Source organism: Rhodocista pekingensis, from assembly GCF_042665545.1.
In the GTDB taxonomy this organism is placed as follows: Bacteria; Pseudomonadota; Alphaproteobacteria; order Azospirillales; family Azospirillaceae; genus Rhodocista; species Rhodocista pekingensis.
The window spans coordinates 69640-88897 of sequence record NZ_JBHTCM010000015.1; the positions used below are offsets into that span (position 1 = coordinate 69640).

General features: G+C 71.3%; 13 protein-coding genes. 3 read left to right on the top strand and 10 right to left on the bottom strand.

The features are described from left to right. Window positions 1–3: 3 nt before the first annotated feature. The 7 genes from ACFQPS_RS14390 to ACFQPS_RS14420 form a co-directional block, all read right to left on the bottom strand. Window positions 4–2547 carry a cation:proton antiporter gene (locus tag ACFQPS_RS14390; protein WP_377359913.1) on the bottom strand — a complete coding sequence of 848 codons (2544 nt, stop codon included), beginning with the start codon at window positions 2545–2547 and terminating at the stop codon, window positions 4–6. Window positions 2548–2753: 206 nt separating this feature from the next. Beyond that, window positions 2754–3362 carry a universal stress protein gene (locus ACFQPS_RS14395; RefSeq protein ID WP_377359914.1) on the bottom strand — a complete coding sequence of 203 codons (609 nt, stop codon included), beginning with the start codon at window positions 3360–3362 and terminating at the stop codon, window positions 2754–2756. Window positions 3363–3376: 14 nt separating this feature from the next. Beyond that, complete coding sequence (locus ACFQPS_RS14400) at window positions 3377–3811, bottom strand: CBS domain-containing protein (RefSeq protein ID WP_377359915.1); 435 nt, start codon at window positions 3809–3811, stop codon at window positions 3377–3379. A 466-nt stretch (window positions 3812–4277) separates the two neighbouring features. Continuing rightward, the gene (locus ACFQPS_RS14405; protein ID WP_377359916.1) at window positions 4278–4799 is read right to left on the bottom strand and encodes a hypothetical protein; all 522 of its coding nucleotides are present in this window, start codon (window positions 4797–4799) and stop codon (window positions 4278–4280) included. A gap of 171 nt (window positions 4800–4970) precedes the next feature. Continuing rightward, window positions 4971–8498 (bottom strand): chromosome segregation protein SMC, encoded by a 3528-nt coding sequence (gene smc / locus ACFQPS_RS14410; RefSeq protein ID WP_377359917.1) that lies wholly within the window; start codon window positions 8496–8498, stop codon window positions 4971–4973. 148 nt (window positions 8499–8646) lie between these two features. After that, on the bottom strand, window positions 8647–9330 hold the full coding sequence (locus ACFQPS_RS14415) for a DsbA family protein (RefSeq protein WP_377359918.1): 684 nt from the start codon (window positions 9328–9330) through the stop codon (window positions 8647–8649). A gap of 66 nt (window positions 9331–9396) precedes the next feature. After that, window positions 9397–9864, bottom strand: coding sequence for a DUF721 domain-containing protein (locus ACFQPS_RS14420; RefSeq protein ID WP_377359919.1), 468 nt, complete (start codon window positions 9862–9864; stop codon window positions 9397–9399). On the opposite strand from ACFQPS_RS14420, the gene mutY reads away from it, so the two are divergent. The 3 genes from mutY (at window position 9863) to ACFQPS_RS14435 (ending at window position 12420) form a co-directional block, all read left to right on the top strand. Next, window positions 9863–11044, top strand: a complete 1182-nt coding sequence (gene mutY, locus ACFQPS_RS14425; RefSeq protein WP_377359920.1) for an A/G-specific adenine glycosylase — start codon at window positions 9863–9865, stop codon at window positions 11042–11044. The genes ACFQPS_RS14420 and mutY overlap by 2 nt on opposite strands. Continuing rightward, window positions 11041–11793, top strand: a complete 753-nt coding sequence (locus ACFQPS_RS14430; RefSeq protein WP_377359921.1) for a DUF1194 domain-containing protein — start codon at window positions 11041–11043, stop codon at window positions 11791–11793. Before mutY ends, ACFQPS_RS14430 begins: the two co-directional genes overlap by 4 nt. Before the next feature lie 309 nt (window positions 11794–12102). Next, window positions 12103–12420 (top strand): hypothetical protein, encoded by a 318-nt coding sequence (locus ACFQPS_RS14435; RefSeq protein ID WP_377359922.1) that lies wholly within the window; start codon window positions 12103–12105, stop codon window positions 12418–12420. A 290-nt stretch (window positions 12421–12710) separates the two neighbouring features. Here ACFQPS_RS14435 and ACFQPS_RS14440 read toward each other — a convergent pair whose 3' ends face one another. The 3 genes from ACFQPS_RS14440 to treS form a co-directional block, all read right to left on the bottom strand. Further along, window positions 12711–13223, bottom strand: a complete 513-nt coding sequence (locus ACFQPS_RS14440; RefSeq protein ID WP_377359923.1) for a Csu type fimbrial protein — start codon at window positions 13221–13223, stop codon at window positions 12711–12713. Window positions 13224–13480: 257 nt separating this feature from the next. Further along, window positions 13481–15676, bottom strand: a complete 2196-nt coding sequence (gene glgB / locus ACFQPS_RS14445; protein ID WP_465269621.1) for a 1,4-alpha-glucan branching protein GlgB — start codon at window positions 15674–15676, stop codon at window positions 13481–13483. A gap of 41 nt (window positions 15677–15717) precedes the next feature. Next, window positions 15718–19053: a maltose alpha-D-glucosyltransferase gene (treS, locus tag ACFQPS_RS14450; RefSeq protein WP_377359925.1), complete on the bottom strand. Its 3336-nt coding sequence runs from the start codon at window positions 19051–19053 to the stop codon at window positions 15718–15720. Window positions 19054–19258: the final 205 nt, after the last annotated feature.

Genomic DNA, 19258 nt, shown 5'->3' on the forward strand with positions numbered 1-19258 from the left:
GGCTCAACCCGCCGCCGGCATCCGGCGGGCGGCAGCGATCTCCTCGACATGGCCGCGCAGGTCGGCGTCCTCGTCCAGCAGGCTGTGGAAGTCGCGCCGGTCCAGCACCAGCAGCCGGCAGTAGGCCAGCGCCACCACGTCGGCGTTGCGCGGCCGGTCGTCCAGCAGCGCCAGTTCGCCGAAGAAGTCGCCCGACCCCAGCCGCACCGGCTGGGCCAGCCCCGGCAGCGTCACCGCCACGGCGCCGGAGGAGATGAAGTACATGCTGTCGCCGCGCTCCCCGCGGCGCACCAGCACCTCGCCGGGCATGGCGAGGCTGGGTCGCAGCAGCCGCTCGATCCGGCCCAGCCGGTCGGGCGCCAGCCCGGCGAACAGCGGGACGCGGCCGATCAGCTCGGTCGTGGACAGGCCCAGGTCCAGCCGCGGCGGTTCCTCCACCTGGGCCCGCCGTCGGCGCAGGTCGCGCTCCAGGTCGGCCAGGATCTCCCGGCTGATGATCGCCTCGTCGAACAGCCGGCGCATGGTCCGTTCCTCCACGCGCAGGGCGGCGCGGGTCAGGTAGCGGACCTGGACCTCCTCGACATAGGCCGGGTATTGCAGGCGCAGGGCGTCCAGCGCCTCCTGTATGGCGGCCTGCCGGGTCTTCAGCACCTCCGTCAGGGTCGTGGCGGCATCGCGGCCCAGCATGGGGGCCAGCAACTCGTCGGTGAAGCGCTTGAGCCCCTCCACCACGATGCGGACGACGACGAGCTGCGCGAAGCGTTCCGACAGCTTCAGCGCCAGATAGCGGTCGGCCCCCAGCCGCCGCTGCACCCAGAGCGCCCGGCGCAGCCCGCGGGAGAGCTTCACCTCCTTGCGGGCCGCCCCCTCGTACCCCTCGCGCCGGGCGGCCTTGACCCCGTCCTGGAGCCGGCCGGCGTTGGCGACCAGCGACTGCACCGTCCGGCGTGAGATCACGCCGTCACGGAACAGGGTCAGGTACAGCTCCTCCTCGCGCCGGGCCAGCGTGCTGAGACCGATATAGACTCGGTCGTCCAGCGACAGGCCGCCGTGCCGCTCGTCCAGGTCGATCTGCTCCTGCGCCAGCTCCGCCCCGCGCTCCAGCAGCGGGGCCACGGCCGGGGCCGGGTTCATGTGGAAGTCGCGGGCGATCGTCTCCACGTCCTGGCGGACCCGGCCCAGCGACAGGCCCAGCGCGCGGTTGCGCAGGGCCTCCTCCACCGGCGACAGCCGGTTCAGCCCGACCAGCCGGATCAGCGGGCGCAGGGTGGTGCCCTGCACGAACAGGGTGAACAGCACGAAGCCGGTGGCGACGACGGCCACCATCTCCTGCGTCGGCTCGGGCACCCGGCGGTTCTCCGTCACCGCCAGCGCCAGGGCCAGCGACACGGCCCCGCGCAGCCCGCCCCACAGCATCACCGCCTTGTAGGGGCCGCTGATCCGGTCGGCGGCGCCGATGGCGGTCAGGCCCGGCAGCATGCCGTAGATCACCAGGGCGCGGGCCAGCAGCGCGCAGACGACCAGGGCCGCCAGCAGCAGCATGTGACCCCACTGCGCCTCCATCAGCGTCGGCGGGATCAGCATGGAGGCCAGCAGGAAGATCAGGGAGTTGGCCCAGAATCCCAACTGGCCCCAGACATTGCGCAGCCCCTCCCAGCTCTCCGGGCTGATCCGGGTGCGCCCCTCCGAGGCGATGACCAGTCCGGCCGTCACCACGGCCACGACGCCGGAAACCTCCAGGTAGCGTTCCGCGACGATGAAGGCCAGATAGGCAAGGCTGACGGTCAGGCTGATCTCGCTCTGCGGCAGGTTGCGCAGCGGCGTCACGATGATCCCGACCAGCCAGCCCATCAGCACACCGACGGCGATGCCGCCGAAGAACTTCACGAGAAAGCTGAGCGCGGCTCCCGCCCAGTCGGCTTCGGCCATGCTGCCGGCCGGTCCGCGCGCCGTCAGCATTCCCAGCAGCAGGGTGAACAGGGCGATCGCCGCGGCGTCGTTGAACAGGCTCTCGCCCTCGACCAGGATCGACAGCCGCCGCGGCGCGCCCAGGTCGCGGAAGATCCCGACCACCGCCGCCGGGTCCGTCGTGGCGACGATGGCGGCCAGGGTCAGGCAGACGATGATGGCATGGGTGCCCAGGGTGCCTTTCCAGACCCACCAGGCTCCGGCCATGCCCAGCCCGGCGATGACGGTGCAGAGCACCACCGCCACCACGGCCAGGATCATCACCGGCCAGAGATCGTCCAGCAGGCGCCGCACATCCACCGACAGCGCCGTCTCGAACAGCAGCACCGGCAGGAAGATGTAGAGGAAGGCCGAGGAGGAGAGCTCCAGGTCCGACAGCGCGGTCAGGAAGTCTCCCGCCGGCCCCAGCTCGTCGGCCGTGCTGCCGGTGATCCACAGCCGGCTCAGCCCCAGCGCCACGCCGACCGCCGCCAGCAGCACCGTGTAAGGCAGGCGCAGCCGCCGCGCGAGCGGCGGCAACAGGCTGACCAGGGCCAGCAGGCCGGAAACGGCGAGCAGGATCGGGACGAGAGTACCCATGGCGGGGGCGGGTCCGCGGACGACGGAGCGATGCCCGCACTATAGGAGACGCGACCGACCCGGCAAGCGACGCCTGCGCCAGGGAGGCGTGAGATTTCAGAGGGGACGGGACGGATCGTCCGCCTTGCTCCGGCCCCATTCCCGCTCCCGTCCCCTGCTCCCATTCCCTGCTGCCGGCCCCCGGACCGGCATCCGCGCCGGCGGGATCAGGCCAGCCGGTCGATCTGCGTGTCCGTCAGGTTGCCCGGCACGACCACCAGCGGAATCTCCAGCGTTCCCGCCAACTGCCCGGCCAGCCAGGAGATCAGTTGCCCCTTGCGCACGGACGGCGGAGCGGCCCCGACGACCAGGGCATGGATATCGCCGTCCTCCCGGATCGCGGCCAGGATCTCGGCCCCCAGGGTACCGCTGCGGATCTGCACTTCCGGCAGCAGCCCCGTCAGACCATGCACCTCCGCCGCCATCCGGTGCAGCAGCCGTTCGGCTTCGTCCCGGCGCTCCTGTTCCATCGCCTGGGCGATGCTCATCCACTCGCGGAATTCCGCCGGTTCCGTGACGTGCAGCAGGGCCAGCAGCCCGCCGACATTGGCGGCGCGCAGGGCGGCGAAGCGCAAGGCGGCGCGGGACTGCGGGCTGTCGTCCACGCAGACCATGAACTTGAAGCGCTCCGACACGCCGGCGGCTTCCGCCGGCAGGGCGCTGGTCAGGGGCGCGGGCAGCGTTGCCGGCAGCCTGCCGGCCAGCTCCGCGGAGAGGGGCGGAAACGCCGGCGGCGGTCCCTGCGGCGCGCCGGGCGCGGGGCGCATCATCAGCATGCGTCCTCCCTGGGTCAGATGTTGCCGGCCACGTACTGGCGCAGGCTCTCGACCTCCTGGGTGGTCTCCTCCAGCCGGTGCTTGACCACGTCGCCGATGCTGATGAAGCCGACCAGGCGGCCGCCTTCCATCACCGGCAGATGGCGGAAGCGGCCGGCGGTCATCTTGGTCATGACGCTGGCGACCGTGTCGGACGGGGCGCAGCCGACGACCTTCCGGGTCATCAGGTCCGATACCTTCCGGTCCAGGACGGCAGTCCCGTGCTCGCCCAGGCCGCGCACGATGTCGCGTTCGGAGATGATGCCGGCGATGGCCCCGTCATCGTCGATGGCCAGCACGGCGCCGATGCGGTTGACCGTCAGCAGGCGGACGACGCTGCCGACCGTTTCGGTCGGGCGCGTCGTGATGATGGCGGAACCCTTGGTCCTCAGGATCGCGGACACATGCATGGGCCGTCCCCTTCCTTCCCTGTTCCGGACCGCCGCCGTTCGGGACGGTCCCTGTCTTCCGGATCGTCGTCCTTTTCCGGGGGCGTCTCGCCCCGCTTCTGGGTCGCGGCCTCCTGGGACCGCGTTGGTCGTCCCCTGGTCTGGGGGTTTCCCGGCCTGTTCCGGCGGCGGGTGTGCTCTGTTGCAATCAGGGAACGCTATGCTGCGGCGCACGCGCAAGCGCTTTGTGACGCTGCCGCGTCAGTCCTGCCGGAAAGGAAGCGATGGTGGTAGGGGGTGGGGACGGGATTTTTCCTGGGGCGGGCGGGATGCGGACTTACCTGTTACAGGCCAGCGGTCCCGGTGGAACCGTATCCCCGTAGCTTTTTCTCTGGAATTCCAGGAACCCTGTCGTGCCGTGAACGCCCTCGGCACGAAGAAAAAGGGCGCGCCACCGGGGCGCGCCCTGCACAGGAAGGGGAACGGATCAGCGCAGGCTCTGCTGTGCGGTCTGGCGCGGGATCAGCGACAGGCAGTTCTCGACGATCTGGTAGCACTGGCCCAGCCGCATCGACCCGGAGGAGGCGCCGCCATAGACCACCTGGGTCACGACGCCGTTCTTCAGGGTGAAGGTGGCCTTGCAGCTCCGGCTCTCGATCTCGGGATAGTCGTTCCAGCCCCAGCCCGGTCCATAGCCCCAGTAGGGCCCCCAGCCGTACCAGGGATTCCAGGCGCTGTAGCCGTGCATCGTCCCCGGCCGGGTGGTGATGCGCTCGCTGGAATAGGTGAAGTAGTCGACATTGTCGACCGTGGCCCTGCCCTCCGGCACGCCGGCGCAGGCGAGAAGGGTCTGCACCGGCATGCCGACGAAGGCCTGCTGGGCATAGAGAGCCTGATCCGCCTGGGGGTTGGCGCAGCCCGCGAGACCGACCGCGGCCAGCCCGCACAGCGCCACCGTCGCCAGGGCGCGCCGCACGGGCTTCATCGGGTGTGCATGACCAGACTGCATGGTGACCGCTCCTGTGAACCGCTGCCCGGCACCGTTCCGGTCCAGGCCCGAGCCCCCCTACCACACAACACGTTTCATGGAATATCGGCATGACAAGGGCCATGATCCAGATCATCCGGAAGAGCGGGGCAGGCCGCGAGCCCGCGGCGGCGCCCCTTCCCGTCCGGGGGATCAGGCGGCTTCCGTCAACTCCTCGGCGCTGCTGAGATCGACGGAGACGAGCTGGCTGACCCCGCGCTCGGCCATGGTGACGCCGAACAGCCGGTCCATGCGGGCCATGGTGAGGCGGTGGTGGGTGATGATGAGGAAGCGGGTGTGCCCGCCGCGCGCCATCTCCTCCACCATGTCGCAGAAGCGGCCGACATTGGCTTCGTCCAGGGGCGCGTCCACCTCGTCCAGCACGCAGATCGGCGCCGGGTTGCAGAGGAACACGGCGAACAGCAGGGCCAGCGCCGTCAGCGCCTGCTCGCCGCCGGACAGCAGCGACAGCACCTGAAGCTTCTTGCCCGGCGGGCTGGCGTAGATCTCCAGCCCCGCATCCAGCGGGTCCTCCGCCTCGGTCAGCTTCAGGTGCGCCTTGCCGCCGCCGAACAGGCGGGTGAACAGGTCCTGGAAGTGGCCGTCCACCAGCTCGAAGGCGGCCAGCAGGCGCTCGCGCGCCTCCCGGTTCAGGCTGGAGATGCCCTGGCGCAGCCGGGCGATGGCGGCGATCAGGTCCTCCCGCTCGCCCTTCATCACGTCGATCTGGCCCTCCAGCTCCGCCACCTCCTGCTCGGCGCGCAGATTGACGGGGCCCATGTTCTCCCGCTCGGCGACCAGCCGGTCCAGCCGCGCCTCGACCGCGGCGGCGTCGGGCTGCTCCTGCGCGGGGTCGATGCCGGCGACGTCCAGCACCTTCTCCGGTTCGCAGTCCAACCGCTCCTGCACCCGCTCGCGCAGGGTCTGCATCGCCTGCCGCGCGGCGGCCACGGCGGCTTCGGCATGGGCGCGGGCCTCGCGCGCGTCGGCAAGCTGCGTCTCCGCCGCCTTCAGCTCGCGCTCCACGTCGGCGACCTGAACCTCCAGCGCGACCAACTCGTCGGCGGCGCGGCGGCGCAGCCGTTCCGCCTCGGCGATGCGGTCCAGCAGGTCGCCGCGCTCCGTCTCGATGGTTGCCGGCCGCTCGGCCAGCCGTTCCAGCTCGGCCCGGGTCTCTTCGGCCCGCTCCTGAAGCTCCTCCAGCCGGCCACCGGTGCCGTCCAGCCGGGTCCGCCAGGACCGTTCCTCCTGGGCGATGGCGGCAAGGCGGCGCTGCCGCGCCTCCGCCTCGCGCAGCAGCCGGTCCAGGGCGTTCTGGCGCTCGGCCTGGATGGCCCGGCGCTCGGCCAGCCGGGCGCGCAGTTCGGCCAGCCGGTGGCGCGCCTCCGCCGGGTCGGGCAGTTCCGCCAGGGCGGCGCGGGCCTCCGCGCGGGCCTCCTCGACCTCGGCCCGGTCGGCCTCCAGCCGCTCGACCGCCTCGGCCAGGGCCTGTAGCCGGGAGGCCAGGGCGGCGGCGGCCTGCGCCAGCTTCGCGTGGCGGGCCTGGGCCTGCCCCAGGGCGGCGAAGGCCGCGCGCACCGCGTCGCGCGCCTGCCGGTCGCGGCCGGCGGCGGCCTCCACCGCGGCGCGTCCGTCGGCCAGGGCGCGCTCGGCCGTCTCCGCCGCCTCGGCCATCGCCTCCCGGGCGGCCTCCAGCCGCTCGTCGGCGCTCTCCAGTTCCAGTTCCAGCTCGGCCAGCCGGTTGCGCTGGCGCAGCCGCTGTGCCGCCGCCGTCTCCGCCCCGGCGGTGACGGTCAGCCCGTCCCAGCGCCAAGCATGGCCCTGCCGCGTCACCAGCACCTGGCCGGGCCGCAGCCGGGCCGCCGCCGCGGCTCCGGTGGCGGCATCGGCCACGACACCGACATGAGCGAGGCAGCGGGCGAGCGCGGGCGGCGCCTTGACATGGCGGGCCAGCGGCTCGGCGCCGGGCGGCAGGGGGGCGGCGTCGGGCAGGGCGGGCAGGGTGCGCCAGTGGACCGGGGCGGCCTCGTCCAGCGGCGCCGTCAGATCCTCCCCCAGTGCGGCGGCCAGCGCCTGCTCGTAGCCGGGGGCGACGGTCACCGTGTCGATCACGGGCGGGAACAGGTCGCCCGACCGGACCTTCAGCAGTGCGGCCAGCCCGTCGGCCTCCGCCTTCAGCTTGGCGCGGACGGATTCGGCCTGCTGCACCGCCTCACGCGCGCGGGACTGCACCGCCTGCGCCTCGGTCCGCAGCGCCTCGGCGCGGGCCTCGGCCGCGGCCTTGGCCGCTTCCGCCGTTTCCGCCTCCTCCCGCACCAGCTCCAGCCGCGTCTCGGCCTCGGCGACCTCCGCCTCGGCCTCCGCCGCATCGCCGCCCGCGGTATCGTCGCGGGCCAGCGCCTCGCGGGTGGCCTGCTGTTCCTCCAGCCGGCGGCGCAGGGTCTCGGCGCGGCCGTCCAGCTCCCGCACCTGCCGGTCCAGGGCGGCCCGCTTCGCCTCCTCCGCCGCCAGCCCCTCCATGGCGCGCGACAGGTCCCGGTCCAGCCCCTCGACCCCGTCCTTCGCCTCGATCAGCGCCGCCTGCGCCTCCTCGTTCAGCAGGGCCTCCTCGGCCTGCGCCTCGGCCAGGGCGTGGCGCTCCTCCGCCAGCCGGTCGATGGCCTGCCGGGCGTCGGCGGCGAGCGCCCGCTCGCGGGTCAGGTCGCCGTCGATCTGGGCCAGCCGGCGTTGCAGGGCGGCGAACGCCTCCTGCGCCCGGCGCTCCTCCGCATCCAACTGCTCCCGGGCCAGCAGCAGGCGTTGCAACGCCGCGGCCGCGGCGGCCTCGGCCTGCCGCTTCGGTTGCAGCCCGGCGGTCATCTCGGTGCGGCGCGTGGTGGCCTGGGTCGCTGCCAGCATCAGCGCGCGGACGGCGTTCTCCGCTTCGGTGAAGCCGGCCAGCGCGCGGTCGAGCTGGCCCTGCGCCCGGGTCCATCTGAGGTGCAGCAGCACCGCTTCGGCCCGGCGGATATGGTCCTGGAGATTGCGGTAGCGGGCCGCCTGCCGGGCCTGCCGGCGCAGGCCCTGGAGCTGGCCGTCCATGGTGGTCAGGACGTCGTCCAGCCGGGTCAGGTTCGTCTCCGCCGCGCGCAGGCGCAGCTCCGCCTCGTGCTTGCGGGCGTGCAGGCCGGAGATGCCGGCCGCATCCTCCAGCAACTGGCGCCGGTCGGTGGGCCGGGCGTTGATCAGGGCGCCGACGCGGCCCTGGCTGACCAGGGCCGGGCTGTTGGCGCCGGAGGCGTTGTCCGCGAACAGGATGTGGACGTCGCGGGCGCGCACGCCCTTGCCGTTGATCCGGTAGTCGGAGCCCGAGGCACGCTCCAGCTTGCGCGTCACCTCCAGCTCCGGCCAGTCGTTGAACTGGGCCGGGGCGGTGCGGCCGGCATTGTCGAGCGAGAGGGTGACCTCGCAGATGTTGCGCGCGGGCCGGGTCGCCGTGCCGCCGAAGATGACGTCGTCCATGTCGGCGCCGCGCATCTTCTTGGCCGAGGTCTCGCCCATGACCCAGCGCAGCGCCTCCACCAGATTGGACTTGCCGCACCCGTTCGGACCGACGATGCCCGTCATGCCGGGCTCGATCTGAAGCTCGGTCGCGTCCACGAAGGACTTGAAGCCGGAGATGCGGAGTCGGGTGAACTGCACCGTGGTCTCTGCCCTGCCTCTCTGGTCCCGCGCGGGGTCCGGTTCCTTCTAGCGCGGCCCGGTTAACGCGGCGCGCATTGCGACCCGCACGCCGCGCGTCCTTGCCCGGCAGGGCGGGCGGTGCAGGGCACCGCCGCCCGCCGTCCGCTCACTCCGCCTTGCGCTTGGCGCCCAGCTTGACCAGCGCGTTGATCAGCTCCTCCTCCCGCGCGCCGTCGATCACGACGGCGCCGTCGTTCAGGATCAGGGTCGGGGTGCCGCTGATGTTGTACTTCTTGATGCCGTCCAGCCGGGTCTGGAGGATGTGGGTCTCAAGCTGCTTGTTGCTCAGGCAGGCTTCCTGCTGCTCGGGGGTCAGGCCGGCCATCCGCGCGGTCTTGCCGACCTCCGCCAGCGGGTCCTTTGCCGCGAACCAGGCCTTCTGCGACTTGAACAGGGCCGACAGCATGGAGAAGTAGCGCTCCGGTGCGACGCAGCGGGAGAACATCGAAGCCGTCAGCGCCACCTGGTCCATGGGGAAGTCGCGGAAGATCAGCTTCGCCTGCCCGGTGTCGATGAACTCCGCCTTGATGCGCGGCAGGATGTCGGTGTGCATGTGCGCGCAGTGCGAGCAGGTCAGCGAGGCGTACTCGATGATCGTGATGGGTGCCTTCGGATCGCCGATCACCTTGTCCTCGGTCGCCCGGGCGAGATCGAAGCCGGGCAGGGGGGCCGCCTGCTGGGCCAGGGCCGACGGACCCGCCAGCAGCGGCAGGGCCACGATGCCCGCGGCCAGGGCGAGCGCCCCGAGGACCCCGCGGCGGGTCCAAGTGCTTCGAAGATTTTGGCGCACTATCGCCTCCTGAACACAAGATGTTGGAATATAGACTCCGGTTCTCCGGAGCCGCAAGCGGCAGGGTCAGCGCGGGGCGGAGCCGTGGACGGCCCGGCCCAGCCGTTCCAGGGCGTCGCGCAGGTCGGGGTCGGGCACCTCCGCCGTGCGGCCGGCGATGTCCTTCTCCTCCTCCGCCGACAGTCGGCGCAGCGGGCGCGCAGGCGCGGCCGGCTTGAGGGCCGGCCCGCCATGCACCAGTTTCAGGCGCACCACCGCGCGCCAGCCGAAGAAGGCGTTGATCCGCTCCAGCACCTGGGGTTCCTCATGCTGGAGCAGCAGCGCCACCGGGCTGGAGACCCGGAGGTGCAGCACCGCCTCGTCGCGGCGTCCCTTGGGAAAGGTCAGCTTGAGCGGCGTGGTCTGGTCGGCCAGTCTGGGACCCACGATGGTGGCCCATTCGGTCAGCAGGCCGCCGAACGCCAGCCCGTTCTTTCCCAGGGCCTTGCCTGCGATGGTGGCGACCTGTCGTCCGATCCTCTGGGGTCCGCTCATGCCACCTGCCTCCACCTCGTCCCGCGCCGGTAAGAAAGCAGAAGCCGCCGGGCCTGACCAGCGCCCAGGCGGGCTTCCCGATGCCGGAAGTCGCCGCGACCGCAGCGCGCGGCTGCTCTCCTGGTACGACCGACACCGCCGGGTCCTGCCCTGGCGCGCCGCCCCGGGGGAGCGGGCCGATCCGTACCGGGTCTGGCTGTCGGAGATCATGCTGCAACAGACGACCGTCGCCACCGTGGGCCCCTATTTCCAGGAGTTCCTGCGTCGCTGGCCGACCGTTCTGGCGCTTGCCGCGGCGGACCTCGACGATGTGCTGCGGGCCTGGGCCGGCCTCGGCTATTACGCCCGTGCCCGCAACCTGCACCGCTGCGCCGTCGCCGTGGCGCGGGACCATGGCGGGCGCTTTCCGGACAGTGAAGCGGAATTGCGGCACCTTCCGGGCATCGGGGACTACACGGCCGCGGCCGTCGCCGCCATCGCCTTCGACCGCCCGGCGGCGGCCGTGGACGGCAATGTCGAGCGCGTGCTGGCCCGCGTCTTCCGGGTGGAGGAACCGCTGCCCGCGGCCAAGCCACGGCTGCGCGCCCTGGCCGCGGCGCTGGTGCCGGAGACGCGGGCGGGCGACCACACCCAGGCCCTGTTCGATCTGGGCGCCACGATCTGCACCCCACGCCGGCCGCGCTGCATCCTCTGTCCCTGGCAGCCGGACTGCGCCGCCTTCGCCGCCGGCGTGCAGGAGGACCTGCCGCGCAAGGTGGCCAAGGCGGAGAAGCCGACGCGGCGGGGCACCGCCTTCCTGCTGTGCGACCGCGACGGGGCGGTGCTGCTGCGCCGGCGGCCGGAGACGGGCCTGCTCGGCGGCATGATGGAGGTGCCGTCCACCGACTGGACCGGAACGGTTCCGGGTCCGGCCGCCGTGCGGGCGGTGGCACCGCTGCCGGGGATCGACTGGCGCCCGGTGCCGGGAACGGTCCGTCATACTTTCACCCACTTCCACCTGGAACTGGAGGTGCTGGCGGGCCGGGTGCCACAGCCGGCCCCGCCCGTTCCGGGTGCGGTCTGGGTGCCGCGTGCCGGGCTGGAGGCGGAGGCGCTGCCGACGGTGATGCGCAAGGTGCTGCGCCACGCACTGGCGGGGGCCGCGGCCGGACCTGACGGAGACGAAGGAGCAGACGGGTGAACGGAAGCGACCGGGTCGGGCGCAGGGCGCTGCTGGCGGGGCTGGCCGGGCTGCCGCTGCTGTCCCCGCTGGCAGCGGCGGCGGCCGGGGTGGCAGAGAGCGCCCCAGAGAGCGCTCCAGAGAACGCCTCAGAGGGTTCCGCGCGTCCACCGGTGGATCTGGCGCTGGTGCTGGCGGTGGACGCCTCCGCCAGCATCAGCCGCGATGCCCTGGACTTCCAGTTGCGCGGCCATGCCGCCGCCTTCCGCGACCCCAGGGTCGCCGCCGCCGTCGCCCGCGGCGGCCATGGGCGCATCGCCGTGACCCTGGTGCAGTTCGCCGGCCCCGATACCCTGACGGCCCTGGTCCCCTGGCGGCTGGTGGCCGGTGCGGCCGACTGCGCCGCCATGGCCGACGCGATCGACGCGGTCCCCGGCATCGCCATGGGTGGCAGCACCGCGCTGGGCAGCGCCATCGTCGCCGCCGTCGCCCTGATCGAGCGCGCGCCCTGGACGGCCGCGCGGCGCAAGATCGACCTGGTTTCCAACGGTTTCAACAATGCCGGGATCGACCCGCTGAGCGCCCGTGCCCATGCCGCGGCGGCCGGGATCACGGTGAACGCGCTGGCGATCCTGGACGAGTTCGACTGGCTGGAAGCCTACTACGCCGAGAATGTCATCGCGGGGGAGGGGGCCTTCGTCCGCACGGCCGGCGGCGCGGACGACTTCGCCGCCGCCTTCCTCTCCAAACTGATGGCGGAGATCGCCTGAGGCTCCGCCGGTGGCCGGCGCTGCTTCAAGTGCGTCAATTGCGCCCGTGTAATCATCCTGTCGGGCATTTTTTCTGGTCATGGGCATCCCTTGCGAATTCTTTGACGTCACGGTGTCGTTCCGGGAAATTTCCGGAACGATAAAGGACGGGCCGGGGATAATTTTGCGTCCGCGCGGGTGCCGGCATGGCTCGACTGCGCCGGTAGCATTGCGCAAGTAATTGATTGGAAAGGATTGGTAACTATCTTTCGCCTTGTCGTCGGCGGGCTGGAAAGAGGATCGGCCCGTCATCGCAAGAGGAGGTGCGCCATGCGCACGTTGATCTGCGCTGCTGCCGCGGCTCTCTGCGCCGCCGTTCTCGCCGGCCCGTCGCTGGCGATGGAGACCCAGACCGCCATGCTGCCGCCGGGCCCGGCACCTGCCGCCGTGCCTGCGACGCGGCCGGCCGTGACGGTCAGCCTGCACGAGGCGCGCGCGGAAATCGCCGCCCAGATGAAGGCGGAGCTGCGCCAGCATCTGCGCCGCCTGGGCGAGAGCCTGAAGAGCACCGAGGTTGCGGAGGAGTCCGCCCCGAGCGCGACGCCCTCCGCCGCACCGGCGGGCAGCCCTGCTGCCCCGCCGTTCTGACACGCGGCCGGGCGGTTTCCGCCCGGCCGCGTGTCGTTTCCCTGCCCGTGAAATCCACTCGGCCGCGGCGGCCTTACCGCCGCGGCCTTTTCTTCTGCCCGTCTTTTCCAGGGGCGGAACCGGACGAAGTCCCTGCCAGCCTGTTCCCGAGGGGAAGGGAGGACGTCATGCGCAGCCACGGAACGATCAACGAAGACCGTCGCGGCCTTGCGGCCGTGCTGGGCCTGCTGGTGGGGATCATCGCCGGGGTGGCGCTGTTCGCCTGAAGCGGGACCCGCGCCCCGCCGGGTTCAGCGGGCGGCGATGGTCAGGGTGATGGTGTCGCTGTAGGTGCCGGCGGTCAGCGAGCGGAAGGCTATCGGCACCAGCACCCGGAACTGCCGGGTCCGTAGTTCCGGCTGGGCGTAGCGGCGGGTCAGCTCGACCGGCGCCCGCAGCGTGTCCAGCAGCAGGTCGCCGTAGGAAATGGCATAGCCGACGCCCTGTCCCGTCTCGTTCACCATGCGGCCGTTGTTCTCGGACGCGATGGTGACGGTATAGCCCTGGCCGTTGTTGCAGGACTCGCCGACGGACCCCACCGCCTGGAAGAAGGCGCCATTCTCCATGTCGATCGCGCTGCCATGGTCGGTGACCACCAGATAGCAGCTTGTGGCCACGGTGCCGTGCAGGGGCACGGTGCCCCGCTGGGAGACGGCCGCGGCCGACGGGGAGGCGCCCAGGACAAGGCCGAGCAGCGCCCCGGACAGGAGGCCGGAGACGGCCCGGGCGCGGGCAGGCGGAGGGTGGGCGTGGAGCGGTGACATCGTGACAATCCTCGGTTCGTGCCGCAGGTTCGCGGCAGGCGACCGCCGGTTTGCCCGGTCGGTCGCACCGGCGGATGTCCCGCCGGTCTTGCCGCATCTCTTGCAACACGGATGCCAGCCGCCGCCCCGCCGGCGCGGCGTCTTCCCGGCGCCAAGGTTAATTCCCCGTTAGGATTGTGGCGGAGCCGTTGCAATCTGCATAGGTTACTGCATTGCGCATCGGCCGGACCTGCTGCGCGCACTGCATTCTGCACGGATCACGCCGTCCCCGCCTGGAACTCCAGCACCACCGTCCCCAACGGGGGAAGCGTGAGCGACAGACTGTAGGGCCGTCCGTGCGCCGGCACCTCTTCCGTCCGCACGCCGCCGCCGTTGCCGACGTTGGAGCCGCCATAGCGCTCCGCGTCGGTGTTCAGCCGCTCCGCCCACCAGCCTTCGGCCGGAACGCCCAGGCGGTAGCCATGGCGCGGCAGCGGCGTGAAGTTGCAGACGGTCGCCGTCATCCGGCCTTCGTCGTCCTTGCGCAGGAAGGCCAGCACCGAGGTCTCGCTGTCGTTCGCCTCCAGCCATTCGAAACCGGCCGGATCGCAGTCCAGCCGGTGCAGGGCCGGCAGCTCGCGGTACAGGTGGTTCAGGTCGCGGATCAGGCGTTGCACGCCCTCATGGTCGGGCAGGCTCAAGAGGAACCAGTCCAGGCCGCGGTCGTGGCTCCACTCCCGCTCCTGCGCGAACTCGCCGCCCATGAACAGCAGCTTCTTGCCCGGATGGGTCCACATGAAGGCGAAGTAGGCGCGCAGGTTGGCGAATTTCCGCCAGCGGTCGCCCGGCATCTTGTTCAGCAGGCTGCCCTTGCCATGGACCACCTCGTCATGGCTCAGCGGCAGGACGAAATTCTCCGAAAAGGCGTAGATCAGCCCGAAGGTCAGGTTGTGGTGGTGCCAGCGCCGGTGGACGGGGTCCTTGCTCATGTAATTGAGCGTGTCGTGCATCCAGCCCATGTTCCACTTGTAGCCGAAGCCCAGCCCGCCCAGGTAGGTCGGCCGCGATACCGCCGGCCAGGCGGTGGATTCCTCGGCCACCGTGATCGCCCCCGGATGCTCGCCATAGGCCAGCTCGTTGGTCCGGCGCAGCAGTTCGATGGCGTCCAGGTTCTCCCGCCCGCCGAAGCGGTTGGGCACCCATTCTCCCGCCTTGCGGCTGTAGTCCAGGTACAGCATGGAGGCGACGGCATCCACCCGCAGCCCGTCCAGATGGTAGCGATCCAGCCAGAACAGGGCGTTGGCCAGCAGGAAGTTCTGCACCTCGCGCCGCCCGTAATTGTAGATCAGGGTGTTCCAGTCCTGGTGGAAGCCCTGGCGCGGGTCGGCGTGCTCGTAGAGGTGGGTGCCGTCGAACAGCCCCAGCCCGTGCGGGTCGGCGGGGAAGTGTCCGGGCACCCAGTCCAGCAGGACCCCGATGCCGGCCCGGTGCGCCGCCTCGACGAAATGCCGGAAATCCTCCGGCGTGCCGAAGCGGCTGGTGGGCGCGAACAGTCCGACCGGCTGGTAGCCCCAGGACCCGTCGAAGGGATACTCGGTGACGGGCAGCATCTCGATATGGGTGAAGCCCATCCCGGCCACATAGGGGATCAGCTCGTCCGCCAGCTCGCGGTAGGTCAGATAGCGGTTGTCCGGTCCGCGCTTCCAGGAGCCCAGATGCACCTCGTAGATGGCCATCGGAGCGCGCAGGTCGGAGGTGCCGGGACGCCGTTCCAGCCAGTCTCCGTCCGCCCAGGTCCAGGGCGGCGTGCCATGGACGACCGAGGCGGTGCGCGGCGGCGGCTCCGCGCTGAAGGCCATCGGGTCGGCCTTCAGCGGCTGCATCGTGCCGTCCGGACCCTTGATCTCGAACTTGTAGAGGTCACCGCGCCCGGCACGGGGCACGAAGATCTCCCAGATGCCGATGCCATGGTGCAGCCGCATCGGCAGCCGGCGGCCGTCCCAGTTGCAGAAATCGCCCACGACGGAGACGCGACGGGCGTTCGGCGCCCAGACGGCGAAGGCCGTGCCGGCCACGCCGTCGATCTCCGTCGGGTGCGCGCCCAGCCGCTCCCACAGACGCAGATGCGTGCCCTCGGCGAAGAGGTGGCGGTCCAGGTCGCCCAGCCAGGGGCCGAAGCGGTAGGCGTCCTCGAACTCCATCGGCCCGGTGCCGAAATCGATGCGCAGCCGGTAGGGCCGCTGCTCCCCGTCGATCGCGGCCAGCCAGAAGCCATGCGGGTGGACCCGCCGCGCCTCGGCCAGCGTTTCGCCGGTTCCGGCGTCCACCACCTCGACCGTGCGGGCGTCGGGGAACAGCCCGCGCACCTGCCAGGTGCCGTCCGGCCCGTCATGCGGGCCCAGCACGCTGAAGGGGTCGCCATGGTCGGCATGGACCAGGGCGTGGATGGCGGCTTCGAACGGGGCATCGACCAGATCGGCCGTGTCCCGGGACGGGCGGTCATGGCGGTCCGGGCTCATTGCGGCATCTCCAGTGGGCGGTCGAGCACGGCCAGGGCGCCGCGGATCGGGATGGGCAGCCAGGTCGGGCGGTTGCCCGCCTCGTAGGCGATCTCGTAGAAGGCCTTCTCAAGCTCGAACAGGGCACGCAGCCGGTCGGCACTGCCGTCCTGCGGATAGGCGGTGCAGGCGCCGATGGCGCCGTCATAGCCCTCCAGAAAGGCGGTGCGGGCGGCCTGGTTCCATTCCCGCGCCAGGGGGCCCAGCCGGTCGATGGCGTCGGCATGCACCTCCGCCAGCCGGAACATGGCGCCCCAGGCCGCATAGTCGAAGGAGCGCAGCATCCCCGCCACGTCGCGTAAGGGGGAGTGCTTGCGCCGCCGCTCGGCCAGGGTCTTGGTCGGTTCGCCCTCGAAGTCGATGATGAACCAGTCGGTGGCCGAACGCAGCACCTGACCCAGATGGTAATCGCCGTGGATGCGGGTCTTGGTCAGCCCCTCGACGGGGCGGGCGAGGGCGCGGACCCGCTCGAAGACTTCCTCCTCCCGGCCCAGCAGCAGGTCGGCCGCGGCCCGCGCCTCCTCCGGCAGACCGTCGCGGGCGCTGCGCAGGGCGTAGAGTCCCACCTCGACCTGGCGCGTCGCGGCTTCGCGCCACTCCTCCATGTCCTCCGCCGCGGCCGGCTCGGGATCGAAGGCGGGGTCGCCGGTCGCCGTCGCCAGCGCGCAGTGAAGCTGCGCCGTGCGCTCGCCCAGCGTGCGGGCGAGGGTCAGGTAGATGCCGAAATCCTCTCCCTCCACCTCGGCCAGGACGGGCGGCAGGGCGCCGGACTCGCTGCCGGAGGTCAGCCGCAGGCGGGCGTCCTCCATCTCGCGGGTCAGATAGTCCAGCGTGAAGGTCCAGCCGTTGCCCTGGTTGCGCACGAAGCCGGTCAGCACGGCCAGCGCCGTGCCGTCGCCGTCCAGCCTGTGCTCGATGGTGCCCAGCAGCGGCGGGGTGTTGGCATAGGGCACCCGCTCGGTCAGGAAGCGGGCCATCTCCAGCTCCGGATGGGTGCCGGGCTCCAGCCTGCGGTAGATCTTCAGCACGATCTGGTCGCCCAGCAGGACCGAGGTGTTGGACTGTTCCACCCCCAGGGTCCGCACTTCCGGCGGCTCCGTCACGGAGAAGCGCACCTCGGTCAGCCGGTCGGTCGGCAGGAACAGCAGGCTGCCGCGGGTGGCCGGCCGTTCCAGCCCCTTCCGCACCGCCTCCACCAGGGCCAGCGCGAAGCGCGACGACTGCATGGCGTCGAAGGCCGCCCCCAGGCGGGCACCCCGGCGGGTGCGCGCCACGGTGAACGGGAACAGCGGCCAGCCCGGCGTGCCCGCCTGCTCCTCCCACGACATGGCGAGCGGCAGGAAATAGGGCACGGGCTCCGAGGAGGCGGTGTGGGAGACGTCGATGCGGGTCAGCAGATAGCTTTCGCCGCCGCCGGTCGGGTCGGGCAGCTCCGCCGTGCCGGTGACGCGCACCCCGGTGACCCGGGCATCCTTGGCGCCGAACCAGCGCTGTTTCGGCACGAAGGCGGGCAGCGCCTCCGTCTCCAGGTCGCGGATGCCGCGGCCGGTGACGACCTCGCGCCAGCCGTCGCGCAGGACCAGGGTCACGAAGTCGGGCAGCGGCTCCGGCACGGGCTCGTGCCAGGTCGGCAGAGCGGCCTGGCTGGACAGGACGAACCAGTAGAAGCCGTAGCCGGGCAGGGTCAGCAGATAGGGCAGGTCCCCGATCGGCGGAAAGGCGCTGCGGCCGATCATCTCCACCGGCACACAGGTGCGGTGCTGGCGCAGGTCCAGCTCCACCGCCTGCGGTGCGCGCGACAGGTTGGCGACGCAGAGCACCACCTCGCCCTCGTACTCGCGCAGATAGGCCAGGACCTTGCGGTTGCCGGGATAGAGGAAGCGCAGGGTGCCGCGACCGAAGGCCCGGTACTGCTGGCGCACGGCCACGAGCCGGCGCATCCAGTTCAGCAGAGAGGTGGAGGAGCGGGCCTGCGCCTCCACGTTCACGGCCTGGAAGCCGTAGACCGGGTCCTGGATCGCCGGCAGGTACAGCCCCGCCGGATCGGCGCGGGAGAAGCCGCCGTTGCGGTCGGGCGACCATTGCATCGGCGTGCGCACGCCGTCGCGGTCGCCCAGATAGACGTTGTCGCCCATCCCGATCTCGTCGCCGTAATAGATCACCGGCGTTCCGGGCATGGAGAACAGCAGGCTGTTCAGCAGTTCGATCTTGCGCCGGTCATTGTCCATCAGCGGCGCCAGTCGCCGCCGGATGCCCAGATTGATGCGGGCGCGCCGGTCGGTGGCGTAGAAGTTCCACATGTAGTCGCGTTCCTTGTCGGTCACCATTTCGAGCGTCAGCTCGTCATGGTTGCGCAGGAACACGGCCCACTGGGCGTTGGCCGGGATCTCCGGCGTCTGGCGCATGATGTCGGTGACCGGGTGCCGGTCCTCCATCGCCAGCGCCATGTAGATGCGCGGCATCAGCGGGAAGTGGAAGGCCATGTGGCATTCGTCGCCGCCCACCTCGGGATTGCCGAAATAGGGCAGCACGTCCTCCGGCCACTGGTTCGCCTCGGCCAGCAGCATGCGGTCGCCGTAGTGGCTGTCCACCTCGGCCCGGATGCGGCGCAGGATCTCGTGAGTCTCGGGCAGGTTCTCGCAGTTGGTGCCCTCGCGCTCGATCAGGTAGGGCACGGCGTCCAGGCGCAGCCCGTCCACCCCCATGTCCAGCCAGTAGCGCATGACATTGGTCACCTCCCGCAGGACGCGGGGGTTGTCGAAGTTCAGGTCCGGCTGGTGGCTGTAGAAGCGGTGCCAGAAATAGGCCTTGGCCTGCTCGTCCCAGGTCCAGTTCGACTTCTCGGTGTCCAGGAAGATGATGCGGGTGCCCTGGTACTTCTGATCGGTGTCGGACCAGACGTAGAAGTTCCGATGCGGGTGCCCCTTGGGCGCCCGGCGGGCGCGCTGGAACCAGGGATGCTGGTCCGAGGTGTGATTGACCACCAGCTCGGTGATGACCCGGATGCCGCGGGCATGGCACTCGCGCACGAAGTTGCGGAAGTCCCGCAGCGTGCCGTAGCGCGGATTGACGTCGCGGTAGTCCGCGATGTCGTAGCCGTCATCCTTCAGCGGCGACGGATAGAACGGCAGCAGCCAGAGGGCATTGACGCCGAGTTCCTGGATATAGTCCAGCTTCTGCGCCAGCCCGGCGAAGTCGCCGATGCCGTCGTTGTTGGCGTCGTGGAAGGCCTTGACGTGGGTCTGGTAGATGACCGCGTCCTTGTACCAGAAGCGGTCGCTGCGATCGATCATGCCGGGAGCCGTGGTCTGCGGGCGGGACACTGCCACTGAACAGAAGCGGCGGGTGATAGGTTGCCCGCCACCCCCGTCGCGGCGCGGGGTTCGTCGGATATCCAACGGCATGTGGGGGCGGACGGGCCGGATCGTAACCCTTTCGCGGGCAGCCGCTGCGCTTCGCCGCGGCGGGCGTGGATGGGAGCGGGGCCGCCGTCGGCGT